We start from the raw sequence: 15,678 nt of genomic DNA on the forward strand, positions 1-15,678 counted from the left end.
TGTTGGGATCATCTCGGTTCTACCCCTGGAGTATCGAGGACACGAGGAGCTGCGTGTAGGGGTGCTGCGGATCGTCCAGAATCTGGTCGGTCAGGCCGCTTTCCACCACGCGGCCGCCCCGCATGACCAGCGTCCGGTGCGCCAGCAGGCGCGCCACGGCAAGATCGTGGGTGACCACGATGGCGGCCAGGTTCAGGTCCGCCACCAGCTGGCGCAGCAGGTCAAGCAGCCGGGCCTGCACCGACACGTCGAGCGACGCGGTCGGTTCATCCATGAACACCATGCGCGGTTGCGTGACGAGGTTGCGCGCGATCTGCAGCCGCTGCTGCATGCCGCCGGAAAACGATGCGGGCGCATCGTCGAGCCGGCCCACGTCGATTTCCATCTTCTGCAGCCATCCGCCGGCGGCCTCGCGCAGGTCGCCGTAGTGACGCTTGCCCACGGCCATCAGGCGCTCCGCGATGTTGGCGCCGGCGCTCACCTGCATGCGCAGGCCGTCGCGCGGGTTCTGGCGCACGAATCCCCAGTCGGTGCGCGCCAGCAGGCGCAGTTGCGCCGTGGAAAGGGTGGACAGATCGGTGAGACCGGCGTCACGCAAGGCGTAGCGGACGGTGCCGGCACGCGGCGCTACCTGGCAGGACACCGCCTGCAGCAGCGTGCTCTTGCCGGAACCCGACTCGCCCACGACGCACAGGACTTCGCCCGGGTAAAGATCGAAAGCGATGTCGCGGCAACCGTGGACGCCGTCCCAGGTATGTGTCAGATCGCGTACGGAAAGCAAAGGGGTCGGAGGCGTCATGCCGGATTCTCCTCGGCGGGCGCGCCGTGGCCCGCGGCGCGGCGGTCCGCGCAGTACTCGGTATCGGAACAGACGAAGCGGCGGGCGCCTTCATCGTCGAGGATGATTTCATCCAGGTAACTTTCGCGCGATCCGCACAAAGCGCAGCATTCGTTCCACTTTTCCACCGTGAAGGGGTGATCCTCGAAATCCAGGCTCTTCACACGCGTATAGGGGGGAACCGCGTAGACGCGCTTTTCGCGGCCCGCGCCGAACAGCATCAAGGCGGGGCTGCCGTCCAGCTTGGGGTTGTCGAACTTCGGAATGGGCGATGGGCGCATCAGATAGCGGCCGTTCACCAGCACCGGATAGTCGTACGTGGTGGCGATGTGGCCGTGCCGCGCGATATCCTCGTAGAGCTTGACGTGCATACCGCCGTATTCGGCGAGGGCATGCATGGTGCGCGTTTCGGTTTCGCTGGGCTCCAGCCAGCGCAGCGGCTCGGGAATCGGCACCTGAAAGACCATGATCTGGCCTTCTTTCAGCGGCGTTTCCGGAATCCGGTGCCGCGTCTGGACGATGGTAGCCTCGTGCGTGGACTCCGTCGTCCGCACGCCCGTTACGCGCCCGAAGAAACGGCGGATATTGATGGCGTTGGTGGTGTCGTCCGAACCCTGGTCGATCACCTTCAACACGTCGCCGGCCCCGATGATGGCCGCCGTCACCTGGATGCCGCCCGTGCCCCAGCCATAGGGCAAGGGCATTTCGCGGCTGCCGAAGGGGACTTGATAGCCAGGGATCGCCACGGCCTTGAGCAGCGCGCGGCGCAGCATGCGCTTGGTGGACTCGTCCAGGTACCCGAAGTTGTAGTGCGGATCGCGCCTGGCTTGCGTGCGGGCCGCGGTGTCGGCGTGTTCGATGGTCGTCATGATGCAATGGCCTCATCCAGGGTGGAAGCAACGCCGGCGGACTGCGGGCGGTCCTGGGTGGCCGCCTTTCCGGCCGGAGCGGTGTCCGCGGCGCACCCGCCGCGATCTTGCCCGTGTTCGGCGCGCAAACGGCGCACGAGCTCTAGGTTGGCCTGGAAATCGACGTAGTGCGGCAGTTTCAGGTGCTGCACGAACCCGGACGCCTCGACGTTGTCGCTGTGATAGAGCACGAATTCGTGATCGTTGGCGGGCGCGTCCGCGGCTTCGCCCAGCTCGGCCGCGCGCAAGGCGCGGTCGACCAGGGCCATCGACATGGCCTTGCGCTCGCCATAGCCGAAGACCAGCCCATAGCCGCGGGTGAAGCGCGGCGCATCCTGTCCGCTGCCGGCGAACTGGCTGACCATCTGGCATTCCGTCACGTCGATTTCGCCAAGCGTCACGGCGAAACCCAGTTCTTCGACGAACATCTCGATTTCCACCGTACCGTAGCGAAGCTCCGCCGCGAACGGATGCGTATTGCCATAGCCGCGCTGGGTGGAATACCCCATGGAAAGCAGATAGCCTTCATCGGCGCGCGCCAGGTTCTGCAGCCGCGCCGCGCGCGATGCGGGAAACGTCAGGGGCTGCCGGGTCAGATCGAAGGGCGCCGGATCGCCCGGCGGCGCCGTCTCGTCTTCCACCAGCCCGTCCCGGGCCAGCAGATCCGTCACGCGCGGCATACGCGCGGCAATGGGTTCTTCGGCGGGCGGTAGCGGCGCGGGAGGCTGGGTGTCGTCTTCCAGGCTGAAGTCCAGCAGGCGTTGCGTGTAGTCGTACGTAGGACCCAGCACCTGCCCGCCGGGCACGTCCTTGAAGGTGGCGGAGATACGCCGCTGCAGCCCCATGCGCGCCGTATCCACGGGCTGCGTGTAGCCGAAGCGCGGCAAGGTGGTACGGTAGGCGCGCAGCAGGAAAACCGCTTCGATTAGATCGCCGGCGGCCTGCTTGATGGCCAAGGCCGCCAGATGCGGGTCGTACAACGAACCTTCCGCCATGACGCGCGACACCGCCAGCGGCATCTGCTCGCGAATCTGCGCCAGTGTCAGCGCCGGCACGGCGGTGTCGCCGCGCCGATAGCTGTCCAGCATCCGATAGGAATTCAGGATGGCGCGCTCGCCGCCTTTCACAGCTACATACATGTCAGTTCTCCAGCACGCAGCGGGCCGTGCGCGGCAGTCCGCATATCAGGTTGCCCTGCACCAGGAATACGTCGACGCCAAGCGGAAATCGCCCGTGATTGGCGGCCCACTGCCCGAGGAATCCCTCTGGCAAACCCGAGACCGCCAGCGAGCGGCTATCCGGGATGCCGGGCCCGGACAATCGCAACGGCGCACCGCCGCCCAGCGATTCGACCTCGATCAACATGGTCGCCGACCGGTCCGGATACGCGGGCTCCCCGGCATCGCAGTCCTCCAGCGCCGGACCGGCGCACCCAGCCGGCACCACAACGAACCGGGCCTGCGCCGGTTGGTCCACCAGCGGGCAGGCGCAGTGAAAACGCAGAAATGCGCGGGCGCCCTCACCCAGCGACGGCGGCAGCCACACCGCCGCATCGACGTCCGCCAGCGTCAGCAGCATCGCCGTCATTGCCGGCGACAGGCCGGCCGGCACACCTCGCGGCGGCTCGACCCGATGAACCGTGCCGGGATTCGCCAGCGCCTGCAGCGCCGCCCGGAACGTCGCCTGCGCGCCGCTCACCGGATCGTCGAACCCGGGCAACAGCGTCGGCGCACCCGACGTCCCATTCATCCATTCATGTACTGACATATCCATTCTCCATGGCGCCACGCGCCTACGCGTCCTCACCTCTCACCATCGTGAAGAAATCCACCCGGGTCTGCGCAGCCACGGCTGCTCGATTTGCCGCTTTCGCGGCATGGGCTTGCGCTAGGGGCTCGATCACGGCTTCGCGCACCCTCTCGTGCCAGGCGGGCATCTGCAGCAGGCCGTCGAGCACGGCCGCCTGTTCCGCGTGGCGCGGGGCGCGGCCGCGCACATAAGCGGTACCCATTACGCCGTCGTCGAAGGCCACCGTGCAACGCGTCACGGACACCTCGCCCACGTTGAACTGTGCGCCGGTTCCGCCAGCGCGGCCACGGACCATTGCCATGCCGGTTTCCGGCGCACGCAGCGTGCGGTAGGCGGGCAGTTCCCCCAGGGCGGCGCAGGCCTGCGCGAGGGCGGCCGGCTCGGCCAGCGCCATGACGCGCATCCATGCGGCGCGCGCCGCGTGCGGCGCCTGTGTGGCTTCGGGCGAAAGGTTCATCTTTACCTCTAAACGTCTATACGATCAGATGGGAGTATGATGCGCCGGCGGCGAAACTTCAATCGCAGTGAAGCACGCTTTCGATGAATTTTTTGTGACCACCCTCGCATAACGGAAGACGATCATGGTGGAACGAGGATCGGGCATTGCCGTGTGGCGCCAGATCGGCGAAGCGCTGGCGGCCGAGATACGCAGCAAGCGCTACGCGCCGGGCGAACAACTGCCGCCGGAACCGGAACTGGCGGCCCGCTTTTCGGTGAACCGGCACACCATACGCCGCGCCATGGGCGAGCTGGAGCAGCATGGCCTGGTGCGCATCGAGCAGGGGCGCGGCACCTTCGTCCAGGAACATGCCATTGACTACGCCATCGGCAAGCGCACGCGCTTTTCCGAAAACCTGGGCAGTCAGGGCATGTTGGGGCATGTCGAAGTGGTCGGCAGCGAAGTCCTGAAGGCGGCCGACATCGCGCATCATCTGGGCCTTGCACGCAACGCCGCCCTGCTTCGCGTGCAGTTGCTCGGCAAGGCGGAAAACCGCACGATCAATGTGTCGGAGCACTTCTTCGAGGAGAAGCGCTTTCCGGGCTTCGCCGACAAGCTGGCCGGCATCCGTTCGGTGTCGAAAACCTACCGGCACTTCGGCATCGCCGACTACACGCGCAAGTGGTCGCGCATCACCGCCACCTTGCCCAACGAAGAGACCGCGCGACTGCTCGGGCAGCCCAAGACACGGCCCATCCTGAAGGTGGAGGCCTTGAACATAGACCAGGACGGCGCGCCGCTGCAATACAGCATTACGCGCTTCTCCGGCGATTGGGTGCAGCTGATGGTCACCGACGATAACTAGGGCCGGCGCCGGCGCGCGCAAGCGCGGTCTCGCCTGCAGCGCACCCCGTGCCAGCGCGCCGGCGCGACGACGTGCGCGTCCAGGCTTCGATGCAAAAGCCGACCAGGCCAGACATCTAGACATCTGTTCGTCATGAAGGCCAGGTATCGTAGGCGGTCCTACAGGTTGAGTTCCTATGCACTTCGCCCCCTCCCCTTCCCGCGCGCTGCGCGGTATCAGCGGCCGCCGCGTCCTCACTCCCCACGGCTTGGGGCCCGCCTGCCTGGATTTCGATGAGGCCGGCCGGATCGCCCATATGGAGGCCGCCGGCGTCGCGCGCGATCAGGACTTCGACGCCGGCGACCTGCTGGTGGTGCCCGGCATCGTCGACCTGCATGGCGACGCCTTCGAACGCGCGATCATGCCAAGACCGCGCGTCATCTTTCCCTATGACGGCGCGCTGCTGGATGTGGACCGCCAACTGCTGGCGAACGGCATCACCACCGAATTCCACGGCGTGACCCTGTCCTGGGAAGGCGGCCTGCGCGGCGAGCCTTATGCGGTTCGCATGTTTGACGCGCTGGACCGCATGCGCGGCCTGCTGGGCGCCCATCACTACGTCCATCTGCGCTTTGAAACGCACCATATCGCGGGCGTCGACGTCGCGCAATCGTGGATACGCGAAGGCAAGGTGCGCTTCCTGGCCCTGAACGATCACCTGCCCAGCATGGCAAAGCGCCTGGGAGACGATCGCAAGCTGTTGCAATACGCCGAGCGCGCCGAATGCGATCTGGATACCTTCCAGGACCGCATCCGCGCCGCCATGGCCTCGGCCGACGACGTCGCCGGCGCGATGCGGGAACTCACGCGCAGCGCGCACGAAGCCGGATTGCAGGTCGCTTCGCATGACGACGGCGATGCGGCGACTCGCCGCTACTATCATCAGCTGGGATGCGAAGTGGCGGAGTTCCCCGTCGCGCTCGACGCGGCCCAGGTGGCCCGTTCGCTGGGAAATGCGATCGTTTTCGGGGCGCCCAACGTCGTTCGCGGCGGCAGCCACAACGGCTCGCTGAACGCCACGGAGATGATCGGCGCGGGCTTGTGCGATGTGCTGGCATCCGACTATTACTATCCGGCTCCGCTGGCCGCCGCGCTAAAGCTTGCGCATGCCGGCACCCTGCCGCTGGACCGGGCCTGGGACCTGGTGTCGCGCAATCCGGCGCGCGCCGCAGGGCTGCGCGACCGCGGTCAACTGGCGCCCGGCATGACCGCCGACGCGATCGTGGTGGACGACAGCGTCCCGGAAGTCCCCCACGTATGTGCGGCGATCGTCGGCGGACGGCTGCGCTACGCGACACGGCAGTTCGAGAGCCGGCTTGCGCGCGCCGCGGCCTAACCCCGCTGGCGACAAGACAACCATCATGCCGCAGGCTTATCGCTACGCAATCTATCTGGCGCCCGTGGGCCCCTGGCGCGAAATCGGCAGCGCCTGGCTGGGCCGCTGCGAAGAAACCGGCGAACGCATTGCAAGATCGCGGGCGGACGACCCGAGGCTGGACGCCTGGACGGAAGCGCCGCGCCACTACGGGCTGCACGCCACGCTCAAGCCGCCCTTCCGGTTGCGGCCCGGCACCACGGCTTGCGGCCTGGACGGCGCAGTCCGCACGCTGGCGCGTGCGCAGCGGCCCTTCGGGACCGCGCTCGAGCTGTGCGCGCTGCGCGGTTTCCTGGCCTGGTGCCTGCCGGACGAGGCGGGCGCGCACGCCAACATCCGCCGCGTCGCCGACCGCATGGTCCGAGACCTCGATGCCTTCCGGGCCGCGCCCACGCCCGACGAAATCGCGCGCCGCCATCCCGAAGGCTTGAATCCGGCGCAGCGGCGCATGCTGCAGGAGTGGGGTTACCCCTACCTCTTCGACACCTTCACGTTTCATATCACGTTGACGGGCATGCTCTCGGCGACGGATCTGGACCACGCCGGGGAGCTCCTGCGCGCGCGGGCCGGCAGCGCCCTGGATGGCGAAATGCCCGTGCAAGCGGTCAGCGTGTATGTGCAGCCCAGGCCGGGCGATCCCTTCGTCGTGGCGCGGCACTACGGTTTCGACGGGTCGACGCGGGATGCATCGGGTGCGCGCTTCCTGGACGACGATGCGCCATGAAAGACCGCGGCCGCAATCTCGTTTATGTGATGGGCGCGTCGGGCAGCGGCAAGGACACGTTGCTGCGGCACCTGCGCGCCATGACCGCCCCCGGCGATCGCTTGCTGATCGCACACCGCTACATCACCCGGCCCAGCGGCCCGGACGAAGCTTCCGTGGCGCTGGCGGAGGACGAATTCGAACGGCGCGCCAACCTGGGCTGCTTTGCGCTGCAATGGCGCAGCCATGGGCTGCGCTACGGCATCGGCGTTGAAATCGATGCATGGATGGCCGCCGGCATCACAGTCCTGGTGAACGGTTCCCGCGCCTACCTGCCCCAGGCGTGCGCCCGCTATCCCGCCTTGTGCGCGGTGGAAGTCACCGTGGACCCGGCGATGCTGCGCCAGCGCCTGCTGGGCCGGGGCCGGGAAAGCGGATCGGACATCGAGGCCCGGTTGACCCGGGCGACCGCGGCCTTCGACGTGCCCGCCGGCTGCGAATGCATTGCGCTGGACAATAATGGCGCGCCGCAGGACGCGGCATCCCGCCTGCTCGACATCGTGCGCAGCCGCCGGACGGCGTGACGCAAAAAAACCGCCGCGGCGGTTTGGATTGCAGGCGACCCCTGATCGGTATGGGGTTGCCGGCCCTGTGCCGAAAGCAGCCGCGCCGGTCAGGCGGCAACCGTCTCCAGCAGCTTCAGATAATGGGTCAAGGCAGGCGTTACCGCATCCGGCACCTTCGCCAGGTCGTCGTAGCGGCGCAGCCGCACGGCTTCGGCCGCATGCGGCAAGCGTTCGAAGGCTTGCGCCTCTTGCGCGGAGAACGGCCCACCCTGCAACACCAGAGAATCCTTGGACGCTTGGGACAAGGTATCCCAATACGCCGCATCGACGGCGCACAGATAACGCTTGGCCGGCACATGCAGACGCACCGGCGCGATCACCGCCTCGTCCACCAGGCCGGCCAGCGCACGGGCGCCTACATCCTGATGACGCTTGTCTTCGATCTGGCTCTCGGCCATCAGCAGATGGCCGACATCATGCAGCAACGCCGCGGCGATGACGGCAGCCGATTCGCCGGCCTGTTCCGCCAAGGCGGCGCACTGCAGCGCATGCTCCGTCTGCGTGATGGCTTCGCCGCCGTAGTAAGCGCTGCCATAGCCGGCGAACAATTGCTCGATGCGTTCAAGAGTCAATGTCTGTTGCGTGGTCATGGTGATGCGGCCAGCGTCTGCTGACACGAGATGAGAGCTGCCGGCTAGATGAAAACGCTGCGGATGCGCGAGGACAGGATGTCGATGGCGGTCACGAACGCGATGATGATCAGCATCACCGCGCAGGTTTGCGCGTACTGGAAGCTGCGGATGATTTCCCACAGCACCATGCCGATGCCGCCCGCGCCGACGATGCCGACCACCGAGGCGGACCGCACGTTGGATTCGAAGCGGTACAGCGAATAGGAAATCCACAGGGGCAGCACCTGCGGGATCACGCCGAACACGATCTCTTCGATGGCGCTGGCGCCGGTCGCCCGCACGCCCTCGACGGGACGCGGATCGATCGCTTCCACCGCTTCGGAAAACAGCTTGGCCAGCACGCCCAGCGTATGCACCCACAGGGCGAGCACGCCGGCGAAGGGGCCCAGGCCTACCGCCACGATGAACAACATGGCGAAGACCATTTCGTTGATGGCGCGGCATGCGTCCATCAGGCGGCGCACGGGCTGGTGGATCCAGGCAGGCACGATATTGGACGAGCACAGCAGCCCCATCGGCACCGCCATCACCACCGCCAGGAAGGTGCCCCAGATGGCGATCTGCACGGTCACCATCATTTCTTCCAGGTACATGCGCCAATCGCGGAAGTTGGGCGGAAAGAAGTCCGCCGCGAACTGCGACATATTCCCCGAATCGCGGAACAGGTCCATGGGGCGCATGTCGGCCCCCTTCCACGACGCGGCCAGGACGGCGATCAGGATCGCCCATACCAGCATGGTGGGCAGCGAGCCCTTGGGCGGTTGGGGCGCGGGCCGCGCCGGGGAGAGGGTTGCGCTCATGGTGTCGGACGGGTTCCTATGCTGAATGCCGCGCTTACTGGACCTTGGCGGCGGAGACCTGCTTCGCCAGCGATGCCAGCTGCGCATCCAGGTCAGCCAGCTTCTGCTGCTTGTCCTGGGCGCTCAGCGTGGTATCGCTTTCCACCTTGGCGCGTTCCCCGGCCAGTTTGATCTGGCGGATCGGCAGCAACTGCGCGTTGTCGGAAACCATGAAGCCCTTGTACGTCAGCGCTTGCAGGTTCTTGAGCGCCTGCGCGGCGTCGGGGCCGGACTTGCCGTAGTTCACGAAGAAGGCTTGGATTTTTTCCTTCATGCTGGCGGGCAGGTCGCTGCGCCATACCAGGGGATCGGCCGGAATCAGCGGCGATTTCCAGAGGATGTTGACCGAATCCGTGGCCACCTTGCCCGTGTTGACGCGGTAGCGTTCCAGGGCTTCCGTGTTGGTGATGGCGACGTCGACCTGGTTGTTGATGGCCGACAGCAGATTGGTTTCGTGATTGGCGATGCGGAAGTTCTTGAAGAAAGACTTCGGATCGATCTTGTTGGCGGCCCACAGGTAGTAGCCCGGAACGGCCGTGCCGGAAGTGGAGTTCGGATCGCCCGCGCCGTAGCTCATCGTCTTGCCGTTCTTGAGCACGTCGTCCAGCGTCTTCGCCTTGCCGTTCTTGTTGGCCACCAGCACGGACCAATAGCCCGGATTGCCGTCCTTGTCGATGACGTGGGCGAAGACCTCGCCCTGCGCACGATCCACCGCTTCGATGGCCGACGCATTGCCGAACCAGGCCACCTGCACTTTGTTGAAGCGCATGCCTTCGATGATGCCCGCGTAGTCGGAGGCGAAGAAAGGTTTGACCGGCACGCCGATGGCCTTGCTCAGGTCATCGATGACCGGCTGCCAGCCGCTGCGCAGGTTGGTGGAGGACTCGGTCGAGATGATGCCGAAATTCAGGCTCTTCACGTCCTGGGCAAATGCCGGCGCCGTCAAGGCCGCCGTGGCGATCAGGGCGCAAAAGGTTCTGCGGAACATAAGGGGTGACTCCGTGTCTTGCGGTAGTAGATGAAAGAAAGATCAGGCAACCGCCAACTGCGGCCGCCCCTGAGGGGACAACGGCGTCGCCGTATCGGCGGCCGGCGCGGGCATCAGTTCGTCCAGCTGCGCGCCATACAGGTCCTGCAGCATGCCGGCCGACAGCTCCGACGACGGGCCGTCGTAGACAACCTTGCCGTTGCGCAGCGCGACGACGCGGGGGCAATAGCGCATCGCCACATCGACCTGGTGCAGCGAGACCACGACGGCGACGCCGCGCGTGCGGTTGATATGCGCCAGCGTATCCATGACGCGGCGCGAAGACTCCGGATCCAGCGACGCGATCGGCTCATCGGCCAGAATCGTGCGCGCGTTCTGCACCAGCGTGCGTGCGATGGCGGCGCGCTGCTGTTGCCCGCCGGACAGATTGGCGGCGCGCTGGAAGGCGTGCGATTCGATTCCCACCTGCGCCAGCGCTTCCAGGCCCACGTCGATCTCGTCGCGGCGGAACCAGCGCAGCAGGCTGCGATACAGCGGCACGCGCGGAAGCATGCCGGCCAGCACATTGGTGATCACGGGCAGGCGGCCCACCAGGTTGAACTGCTGGAAAACGAAACCGATGCCGGCGCGCGCGCGCCGCACGTCGCGGCTGATGCGGCCGTTGCGCTGGATCAGCTCGCCATTGACGCGGATCTCGCCCGCGCCCGCGTCGGCCGCGACGAAACCGGCCAGGTGCCGCAGCAGCGTCGACTTGCCGGAGCCGGACGCGCCCAGCAACGCCACCATTTCCCCGTCCCGCACCCGCAGGCTCACGTCATCCAGGGCCTTCTGTCCCGCGCGAAAGGACTTGCTGACCCCGCGCACTTCGATTGCATACGTCATGACGACATTCCCGCTTTGTAGACCCGCGTAGTCTGGGCAGACGCCATGACAGCGTCATGACGATGTCATAAGCCGATCAGATGGTTTTTCGTGACCGTATGTGTGTTCGTCATCAAGATGAAATGACGCGCCGGGTGCGTTCCCCGCGTATTAGTTCGCCCGGCCGACACGCGGACCAGGGGCCGGCCGGAGCGCGCGCACGCCGCGCCAGGCCTGAAAGCGCCGCCATTGAAGCCGGTTTCGCCCGCAACACCGGCGAAAACCGTTGCGCTTCCATGGATGAGCATCCGACCTCGCCGGTGCATTCACGCTTCGCGCGGGCATGGCGGGCGTCGATCCAAAGTTCATCGAACGTATCCGGGCCGCATGGCCGACGCGAGGGTGCCTCCGCCAAGTGCAGAATCGAAACGACGGGGCAAGGTGGCAACCCCTCGTCCAGGAGGCGCACGAATGGGCTTGCTCAGAACGCTATTCGCTTTGTCGGTCGTGTTGGACCATTCCCCCTTCCATCAGGGCAATCTTCTGGTGGGCGGACGCCTGGCGGTGCAGCTGTTTTATGTCATCTCGGGCTTTCTGATCTCGTACATCCTGAACGTCAATGATGTCTACCGGAGCACCGGGCGCTTCTACGGCAACCGGCTGCTGCGCCTGTTTCCCTCCTATCTGGCCGTGGCGGCGGCCGCGCTGGTCCTCAATGCGGCCGCCAATCCGGAGTTCCTGGACGTGTATCGGCGCAGCCCGAACAGCGGCGACCTGGCGCTCGTGCTCGCGAACCTGTTCATCTTCGGGCAGGACTGGATCATGTTCGCCGGCATCAAAAGCGGCGTGCTGACATTCACGGGAAGCTTCGCCGATAGCGACGTGCCGCTGTACAAGGGCTTGCTGGTGCCGCAGGCCTGGACCCTGGGCGTGGAGCTGAGCTTCTATCTGATCGCGCCCTTCATCCTGCGGTCGATGCGCGCCGTCGCCGTTCTGTTCCTCGCCTCGCTGGCGCTGCGAGCGGTGCTGATGCATATGGGCCTTGCGCAGACGGACCCATGGACCTACCGGTTTTTCCCGCTGGAATTGGCGCTGTTCCTGGCCGGCGCGCTTTCGCATCGCCTGCTGCTGCCGTTATGGCAGCGCTGGAGCGCGCGCGTGCGCTATCTGCCCGAAGCGGCAACCGCGCTATTCGTCGTGTACGCGATCTTCCATTTCTCGGTCACCATCAACCACAACGTGCGAGACGCCTTGGCGCTGGCGGTGTTCGCCGCCATCCTGCCCCTGGCCTTCATCCACCAGGCGCGGCATCGCTTGGATAAAAAAATCGGGCAGCTGAGCTACCCGATCTATATCTCGCACTCCGTCGCCATTCTGCTGGTGCAGCAGGCGATGGAGAAGGTGGGCGTCACCGACGCCTTGACCATCTCGGCCCTGAATGTCCTGCTGTCGCTGATCCTGGCCGCGGCGCTCTGGTGGCTGATCGACAGCAGGATCGACCGCGTACGCGAACGGGTCAAGACGGCGGACGCCTCAGGCGCGCCGGCCGGCGCCCTGCGGGCTTGATCCAGGGCCCGGGCCGGGCTTGGTTTCTGTATCGCCATGCGATACAGTGCCGCATGATAATCGGCTTTCGTCACAACGGCCTCGAGATGTTCTATCGACCGGGCTCTACACGTGGAATCCAAGCGGCGCATGCAACCAAGCTGAGCCGAATCCTGGCGTTGCTCGACGTGGCGAAAGGGCCGCAGGACATGAGCCTGCCGTCGTTCAAGCTGCATTCACTGAAAGGCGAACTGGCCGGCCATTGGTCGGTTTGGGTCAATGGCAACTGGCGCGTGACTTTCCGTTTTACGCAGGCTGGTGCCGAGCTGGTCGATTACCAGGATTACCATTAGGAGTCGCACCATGATGCATAACCCTCCTCATCCGGGCGAGATTCTCCGGGAAGACGTCATTGTCCCCTTGGGCCTTTCTGTGACCGAAGCGGCTGAAAGGCTGGCGATATCCCGCGTGGCCCTCTCGCGCGTCCTCAATGGAAAGGCGGCCATCAGTCCGGATTTGGCTGTGCGTCTGGAGCAGGCCGGGGCAAGCACTGCCCAAGCCTGGGTGGCGATGCAGGCGAATTATGATTTGTGGCAGGCGTTGCAGCATAAGCAGCCGCCCGTGCAGCCGCTGGCCTCGCCGGCCGACGTTCACTGAATCGATAGCTCGGCTATCTTCCTGCGTACGTGGCAGCGTCCTTCGGAGCTGCCCGTCCGACCTCCGGACGGGCATCGAAACGGCCGATGACCGGCCGATGCCTCAGGCGCGCCGGCCGGCGCCCTGCGGGCTTGAGAACGCGCTGACAACCGCCTGGGCCGCCACCGCCACAATGACGTTGAGCACCAGCGCCGCCAGGCCCGTGTAGACCCCGTAGCTGTCGCCGCCGATGACGAACGCATGCACGGGCTTGATGCCGTCCATGTAGGCCAGGGCGGTGCCGGCCGCCAGGCCCGCGAGCCAGCCCAGCAGCAACGGACCGCCGCGGAACCAGCCGAAGAACAGGCCGAACACCACCGCCGGGAAGGTCTGCAGAATCCAGACACCGCCGAGCAGCTGCAGGTCCAGCGCGTACTGCGTCGGTACGAAAAGAATGAACACCAGGGCGCCGACCTTCACGACCAGCGAAACGATTTTCGCGACCTTGGCTTCGCCCTCCGAGCTCACGGACGGATTGACATAGGCCTTCCAGAAATTGCGCGTGAACAGGTTCGCCGCGCCGATCGACATCACGGCCGCCGGCACCAGCGCGCCGATCGCAATCGCCGCAAAGGCGAAGCCGGTGAACCAGCTGGGGAACAGCGCATTGAACAGCGCGGGCACCACGTCGTTCGCGGTCTGCGGATGCAGGTTGGCCGCGTAGGCCATGTACCCGAGCATCGCGATCAGGCCGAGCAGCAGCGTATACGCCGGCAGGAAGACCGCGTTCTTGCGGATGGTGTCCCCGCTCTTGGCGGCGAAGATCCCCGTAAGGGTGTGCGGGTACATGAATGCGGCCAGCGCCGACCCCAAGGCCAGTGTGGCATAGGGCAGGAACTGCGCGGGCTTCAGCGTCAGGCCGGTTGCGCCGCCCTTGGCGGCGAACCCCGCTCCGGCAGCGGAAAACACCGCGCCGTAGCCGCCCAGCTTCAGCGGTACGAGAACGATCGCGACCAGCACCACGATGTAGATCATCAGGTCCTTCACGAACGCGATAAGCGCGGGCGCGCGCAGGCCGGCGGAATACGTGTACAGGGCCAGGATGACGAAGGCCGCGGCCAGCGGCAGCTCGCCGGTCAGGCCCAATGCCTTGATGACGACTTCCATGCCGACCAGCTGCAGGGCGATGTACGGCATGGTGGCCAGCACGCCCGTGACCGCGATCGCCAGCTCCAGGGGACGCGATTGGAACCGCGCATACACCACGTCTGCCGAGGTGACATGACCGGCCTGGCGGGCAACCTTCCACAGCCGCGGCATGATGGCGAACACGATGGGATAGACCAGGATGGTGTAAGGCAAGGCGAAGAAGCCGTAGGCGCCCACCGCGTAGACCAGCGCGGGCACGGCGATCACCGTATAGGCGGTATAGAAATCGCCACCCACGAGGAACCAGGTGATCCAGGTTCCGAAGCGCCGGCCGCCCAGACCCCAATCGTCGAGATGCGAGGCCGATTCGCCGCGCTGCCAGCGCGACGCCGCGAAACCCATCACGGTGACCAGTACGAAGAAGAAAACGAACACGCCCAGGGCGGTCCAGTTGATCTGGTTGGCCATCATTCGTCTCCCCTGCCCCGGTGGCTGCGATACACGAGCCACGTCAGGAACGCGGTGATCGGCACCCAGAGAAGCTGATACCAGTAGAAGAAGGGAAAGCCGAACAACTCCGGCAGGGTGTCGTTATAGAAGGGCACCCACAGCAGGCCGATGAACGGCAGCAGTAGCAGGATCCACATGCCTAGTCTCGTTATAGGAAAGGTTGTCCGCGATTCTTGTCTCGCGGCTCGACATGACGCACGGGCGGCACATGGTGGCGCGCCGCTGGCGGGCGAAGAATACTGCGGGGAACCTGACGGCCCGCAAAACGCGCGCCAAGGAAGCCGGCTACGCCATGCGTTTGGACACCAAGGGTTTACCCCGGGTTAAAATAGAACTACAATCTATCAAGAGACAGTCATTGATAGCGGCATTGCGCGTCTGCGATGCCCGCATTCCGCGGCCTCGCCGCTCACCCGCTTCTTCCCGTCGCGCGCCCCCCGGCCGCGATGGCGACCAAGCACCCGCCTTTGCGGGTTAGCCGGCCTGGCGGCCAGCGTCCTCGCCTTCTTCTTCTCGCGTCCGCAGACGCGAACGGCCCGGTCGTTCGCCCCAGGTCTTTTGTTCCTGGACTGCCCGCCGGCATCGCGCCGGCGCGCCGCTGCGGCATGCGCGCACCGGGCCTTCCCCATTGGAGATTTTGATGGCGAAAGAAGAACTGATTGAATTGGATGGCATCGTTGACGAAGTCCTGCCCGACGCGCGCTACCGCGTCACGCTGGACAACGGCGTGGCAGTGGGCGCCTACGCCTCCGGCCGCCTGCGCAAGCACCGCATCCGCATCCTGGCGGGCGACCGCGTGACCCTGGAAATGTCGCCCTACGACCTGACCAAGGGACGTATCAACTACCGGCACAAGGACAGCGGACCTTCGCGTCCCGCCCCGACCGGCGCCCGGCGCTGACCGGCCCGCCGCGCC

Annotated in this window: 19 protein-coding genes; 8 read left to right on the forward strand and 11 right to left on the reverse strand. The window is 65.9% G+C overall.

The features are described 5' to 3' along the window. Positions 1-19 precede the first annotated feature (19 nt). Genes phnK through phnG form a run of 5 tightly spaced genes read right to left on the reverse strand, consistent with a single transcriptional unit; the run spans position 20 to position 4,012 of the window. On the reverse strand, positions 20-799 hold the full coding sequence (phnK, locus tag CAL13_RS17090; RefSeq protein ID WP_086058451.1) for a phosphonate C-P lyase system protein PhnK: 780 nt from the start codon (positions 797-799) through the stop codon (positions 20-22). After that, on the reverse strand, positions 796-1,707 hold the full coding sequence (locus CAL13_RS17095; protein WP_086073033.1) for an alpha-D-ribose 1-methylphosphonate 5-phosphate C-P-lyase PhnJ: 912 nt from the start codon (positions 1,705-1,707) through the stop codon (positions 796-798). The genes phnK and CAL13_RS17095 overlap by 4 nt, the downstream gene beginning before the upstream one ends. Continuing rightward, a complete protein-coding gene (locus CAL13_RS17100; protein ID WP_086073034.1) occupies positions 1,704-2,885 on the reverse strand; it encodes a carbon-phosphorus lyase complex subunit PhnI in 1,182 nt (393 codons plus the stop codon). Before CAL13_RS17100 ends, CAL13_RS17095 begins: the two co-directional genes overlap by 4 nt. 1 nt (position 2,886) lies before the next feature. Beyond that, positions 2,887-3,513 (reverse strand): phosphonate C-P lyase system protein PhnH, encoded by a 627-nt coding sequence (gene phnH / locus CAL13_RS17105; protein WP_086073035.1) that lies wholly within the window; start codon positions 3,511-3,513, stop codon positions 2,887-2,889. Positions 3,514-3,538: 25 nt separating this feature from the next. Further along, positions 3,539-4,012, reverse strand: a complete 474-nt coding sequence (gene phnG, locus CAL13_RS17110) for a phosphonate C-P lyase system protein PhnG (RefSeq protein ID WP_086073036.1) — start codon at positions 4,010-4,012, stop codon at positions 3,539-3,541. A gap of 124 nt (positions 4,013-4,136) precedes the next feature. On the opposite strand from phnG, the gene phnF reads away from it, so the two are divergent. The 4 genes from phnF (at position 4,137) to phnN (ending at position 7,560) form a co-directional block, all read left to right on the forward strand. After that, positions 4,137-4,859 carry a phosphonate metabolism transcriptional regulator PhnF gene (gene phnF / locus CAL13_RS17115; protein ID WP_086058456.1) on the forward strand — a complete coding sequence of 241 codons (723 nt, stop codon included), beginning with the start codon at positions 4,137-4,139 and terminating at the stop codon, positions 4,857-4,859. Positions 4,860-5,034: 175 nt separating this feature from the next. Then, the gene (locus CAL13_RS17120; RefSeq protein ID WP_086073037.1) at positions 5,035-6,234 is read left to right on the forward strand and encodes an alpha-D-ribose 1-methylphosphonate 5-triphosphate diphosphatase; all 1,200 of its coding nucleotides are present in this window, start codon (positions 5,035-5,037) and stop codon (positions 6,232-6,234) included. Positions 6,235-6,259: 25 nt separating this feature from the next. Beyond that, complete coding sequence (locus tag CAL13_RS17125) at positions 6,260-6,997, forward strand: DUF1045 domain-containing protein (protein ID WP_086073038.1); 738 nt, start codon at positions 6,260-6,262, stop codon at positions 6,995-6,997. After that, positions 6,994-7,560: a phosphonate metabolism protein/1,5-bisphosphokinase (PRPP-forming) PhnN gene (phnN, locus tag CAL13_RS17130; RefSeq protein WP_086073039.1), complete on the forward strand. Its 567-nt coding sequence runs from the start codon at positions 6,994-6,996 to the stop codon at positions 7,558-7,560. The genes CAL13_RS17125 and phnN overlap by 4 nt, the downstream gene beginning before the upstream one ends. An 89-nt stretch (positions 7,561-7,649) precedes the next feature. Here phnN and CAL13_RS17135 read toward each other — a convergent pair whose 3' ends face one another. The 4 genes from CAL13_RS17135 to phnC are packed head-to-tail and all read right to left on the reverse strand — an operon-like array spanning position 7,650 to position 10,943. Next, on the reverse strand, positions 7,650-8,192 hold the full coding sequence (locus CAL13_RS17135) for a phosphonate degradation HD-domain oxygenase (RefSeq protein WP_086073040.1): 543 nt from the start codon (positions 8,190-8,192) through the stop codon (positions 7,650-7,652). Between the two features lie 44 nt (positions 8,193-8,236). Beyond that, a complete protein-coding gene (gene phnE, locus CAL13_RS17140; protein ID WP_086073041.1) occupies positions 8,237-9,034 on the reverse strand; it encodes a phosphonate ABC transporter, permease protein PhnE in 798 nt (265 codons plus the stop codon). Positions 9,035-9,068: 34 nt separating this feature from the next. Then, positions 9,069-10,061, reverse strand: a complete 993-nt coding sequence (gene phnD / locus CAL13_RS17145) for a phosphonate ABC transporter substrate-binding protein (RefSeq protein WP_086073042.1) — start codon at positions 10,059-10,061, stop codon at positions 9,069-9,071. Positions 10,062-10,103: 42 nt separating this feature from the next. Beyond that, positions 10,104-10,943: a phosphonate ABC transporter ATP-binding protein gene (gene phnC, locus CAL13_RS17150; RefSeq protein WP_086073043.1), complete on the reverse strand. Its 840-nt coding sequence runs from the start codon at positions 10,941-10,943 to the stop codon at positions 10,104-10,106. 450 nt (positions 10,944-11,393) lie between these two features. Between phnC and CAL13_RS17155 the strand changes: the two genes are divergently transcribed. From CAL13_RS17155 to CAL13_RS17165, 3 genes are read left to right on the forward strand one after another with little or no spacing between them, the layout of a single operon-like run. Then, the gene (locus CAL13_RS17155; protein ID WP_086058464.1) at positions 11,394-12,488 is read left to right on the forward strand and encodes an acyltransferase family protein; all 1,095 of its coding nucleotides are present in this window, start codon (positions 11,394-11,396) and stop codon (positions 12,486-12,488) included. Positions 12,489-12,541: 53 nt separating this feature from the next. Beyond that, a complete protein-coding gene (locus tag CAL13_RS17160; RefSeq protein WP_086073044.1) occupies positions 12,542-12,820 on the forward strand; it encodes a type II toxin-antitoxin system RelE/ParE family toxin in 279 nt (92 codons plus the stop codon). A gap of 13 nt (positions 12,821-12,833) precedes the next feature. Further along, positions 12,834-13,124, forward strand: a complete 291-nt coding sequence (locus CAL13_RS17165) for a HigA family addiction module antitoxin (protein ID WP_198297982.1) — start codon at positions 12,834-12,836, stop codon at positions 13,122-13,124. 102 nt (positions 13,125-13,226) lie between these two features. Here CAL13_RS17165 and mctP read toward each other — a convergent pair whose 3' ends face one another. After that, positions 13,227-14,720 (reverse strand): monocarboxylate uptake permease MctP, encoded by a 1,494-nt coding sequence (gene mctP, locus CAL13_RS17170; RefSeq protein ID WP_086059550.1) that lies wholly within the window; start codon positions 14,718-14,720, stop codon positions 13,227-13,229. Then, positions 14,720-14,899, reverse strand: a complete 180-nt coding sequence (locus CAL13_RS17175; RefSeq protein WP_086058465.1) for a DUF3311 domain-containing protein — start codon at positions 14,897-14,899, stop codon at positions 14,720-14,722. The genes mctP and CAL13_RS17175 overlap by 1 nt, the downstream gene beginning before the upstream one ends. 503 nt (positions 14,900-15,402) lie before the next feature. Here CAL13_RS17175 and infA point away from each other — a divergent pair. Next, on the forward strand, positions 15,403-15,663 hold the full coding sequence (gene infA / locus CAL13_RS17180) for a translation initiation factor IF-1 (RefSeq protein WP_086059551.1): 261 nt from the start codon (positions 15,403-15,405) through the stop codon (positions 15,661-15,663). Positions 15,664-15,678: the final 15 nt, after the last annotated feature.

The sequence above is a fragment of the Bordetella genomosp. 9 genome (assembly GCF_002119725.1).
Classification (GTDB): domain Bacteria; phylum Pseudomonadota; class Gammaproteobacteria; order Burkholderiales; family Burkholderiaceae_B; genus Bordetella_C.

What these genes read in the sequence shown, in the direction of transcription:
- phnE (WP_086073041.1), bottom strand. Translation starts at nt 9,034, where the DNA reads ATGAGCGCAACCCTCTCCCCGGCGCGGCCCGCGCCCCAACCGCCCAAG.
- CAL13_RS17125 (WP_086073038.1), top strand. Translation starts at nt 6,260, where the DNA reads ATGCCGCAGGCTTATCGCTACGCAATCTATCTGGCGCCCGTGGGCCCC.
- mctP (WP_086059550.1), bottom strand. Translation starts at nt 14,720, where the DNA reads ATGGCCAACCAGATCAACTGGACCGCCCTGGGCGTGTTCGTTTTCTTC.
- phnD (WP_086073042.1), bottom strand. Translation starts at nt 10,061, where the DNA reads ATGTTCCGCAGAACCTTTTGCGCCCTGATCGCCACGGCGGCCTTGACG.
- phnG (WP_086073036.1), bottom strand. Translation starts at nt 4,012, where the DNA reads ATGAACCTTTCGCCCGAAGCCACACAGGCGCCGCACGCGGCGCGCGCC.
- phnN (WP_086073039.1), top strand. Translation starts at nt 6,994, where the DNA reads ATGAAAGACCGCGGCCGCAATCTCGTTTATGTGATGGGCGCGTCGGGC.
- phnC (WP_086073043.1), bottom strand. Translation starts at nt 10,943, where the DNA reads ATGACGTATGCAATCGAAGTGCGCGGGGTCAGCAAGTCCTTTCGCGCG.
- CAL13_RS17095 (WP_086073033.1), bottom strand. Translation starts at nt 1,707, where the DNA reads ATGACGACCATCGAACACGCCGACACCGCGGCCCGCACGCAAGCCAGG.
- CAL13_RS17160 (WP_086073044.1), top strand. Translation starts at nt 12,542, where the DNA reads ATGATAATCGGCTTTCGTCACAACGGCCTCGAGATGTTCTATCGACCG.
- infA (WP_086059551.1), top strand. Translation starts at nt 15,403, where the DNA reads ATGGCGAAAGAAGAACTGATTGAATTGGATGGCATCGTTGACGAAGTC.
- phnH (WP_086073035.1), bottom strand. Translation starts at nt 3,513, where the DNA reads ATGTCAGTACATGAATGGATGAATGGGACGTCGGGTGCGCCGACGCTG.
- CAL13_RS17155 (WP_086058464.1), top strand. Translation starts at nt 11,394, where the DNA reads ATGGGCTTGCTCAGAACGCTATTCGCTTTGTCGGTCGTGTTGGACCAT.
- phnK (WP_086058451.1), bottom strand. Translation starts at nt 799, where the DNA reads ATGACGCCTCCGACCCCTTTGCTTTCCGTACGCGATCTGACACATACC.
- CAL13_RS17165 (WP_198297982.1), top strand. Translation starts at nt 12,834, where the DNA reads ATGCATAACCCTCCTCATCCGGGCGAGATTCTCCGGGAAGACGTCATT.
- CAL13_RS17135 (WP_086073040.1), bottom strand. Translation starts at nt 8,192, where the DNA reads ATGACCACGCAACAGACATTGACTCTTGAACGCATCGAGCAATTGTTC.
- phnF (WP_086058456.1), top strand. Translation starts at nt 4,137, where the DNA reads ATGGTGGAACGAGGATCGGGCATTGCCGTGTGGCGCCAGATCGGCGAA.
- CAL13_RS17175 (WP_086058465.1), bottom strand. Translation starts at nt 14,899, where the DNA reads ATGTGGATCCTGCTACTGCTGCCGTTCATCGGCCTGCTGTGGGTGCCC.
- CAL13_RS17120 (WP_086073037.1), top strand. Translation starts at nt 5,035, where the DNA reads ATGCACTTCGCCCCCTCCCCTTCCCGCGCGCTGCGCGGTATCAGCGGC.
- CAL13_RS17100 (WP_086073034.1), bottom strand. Translation starts at nt 2,885, where the DNA reads ATGTATGTAGCTGTGAAAGGCGGCGAGCGCGCCATCCTGAATTCCTAT.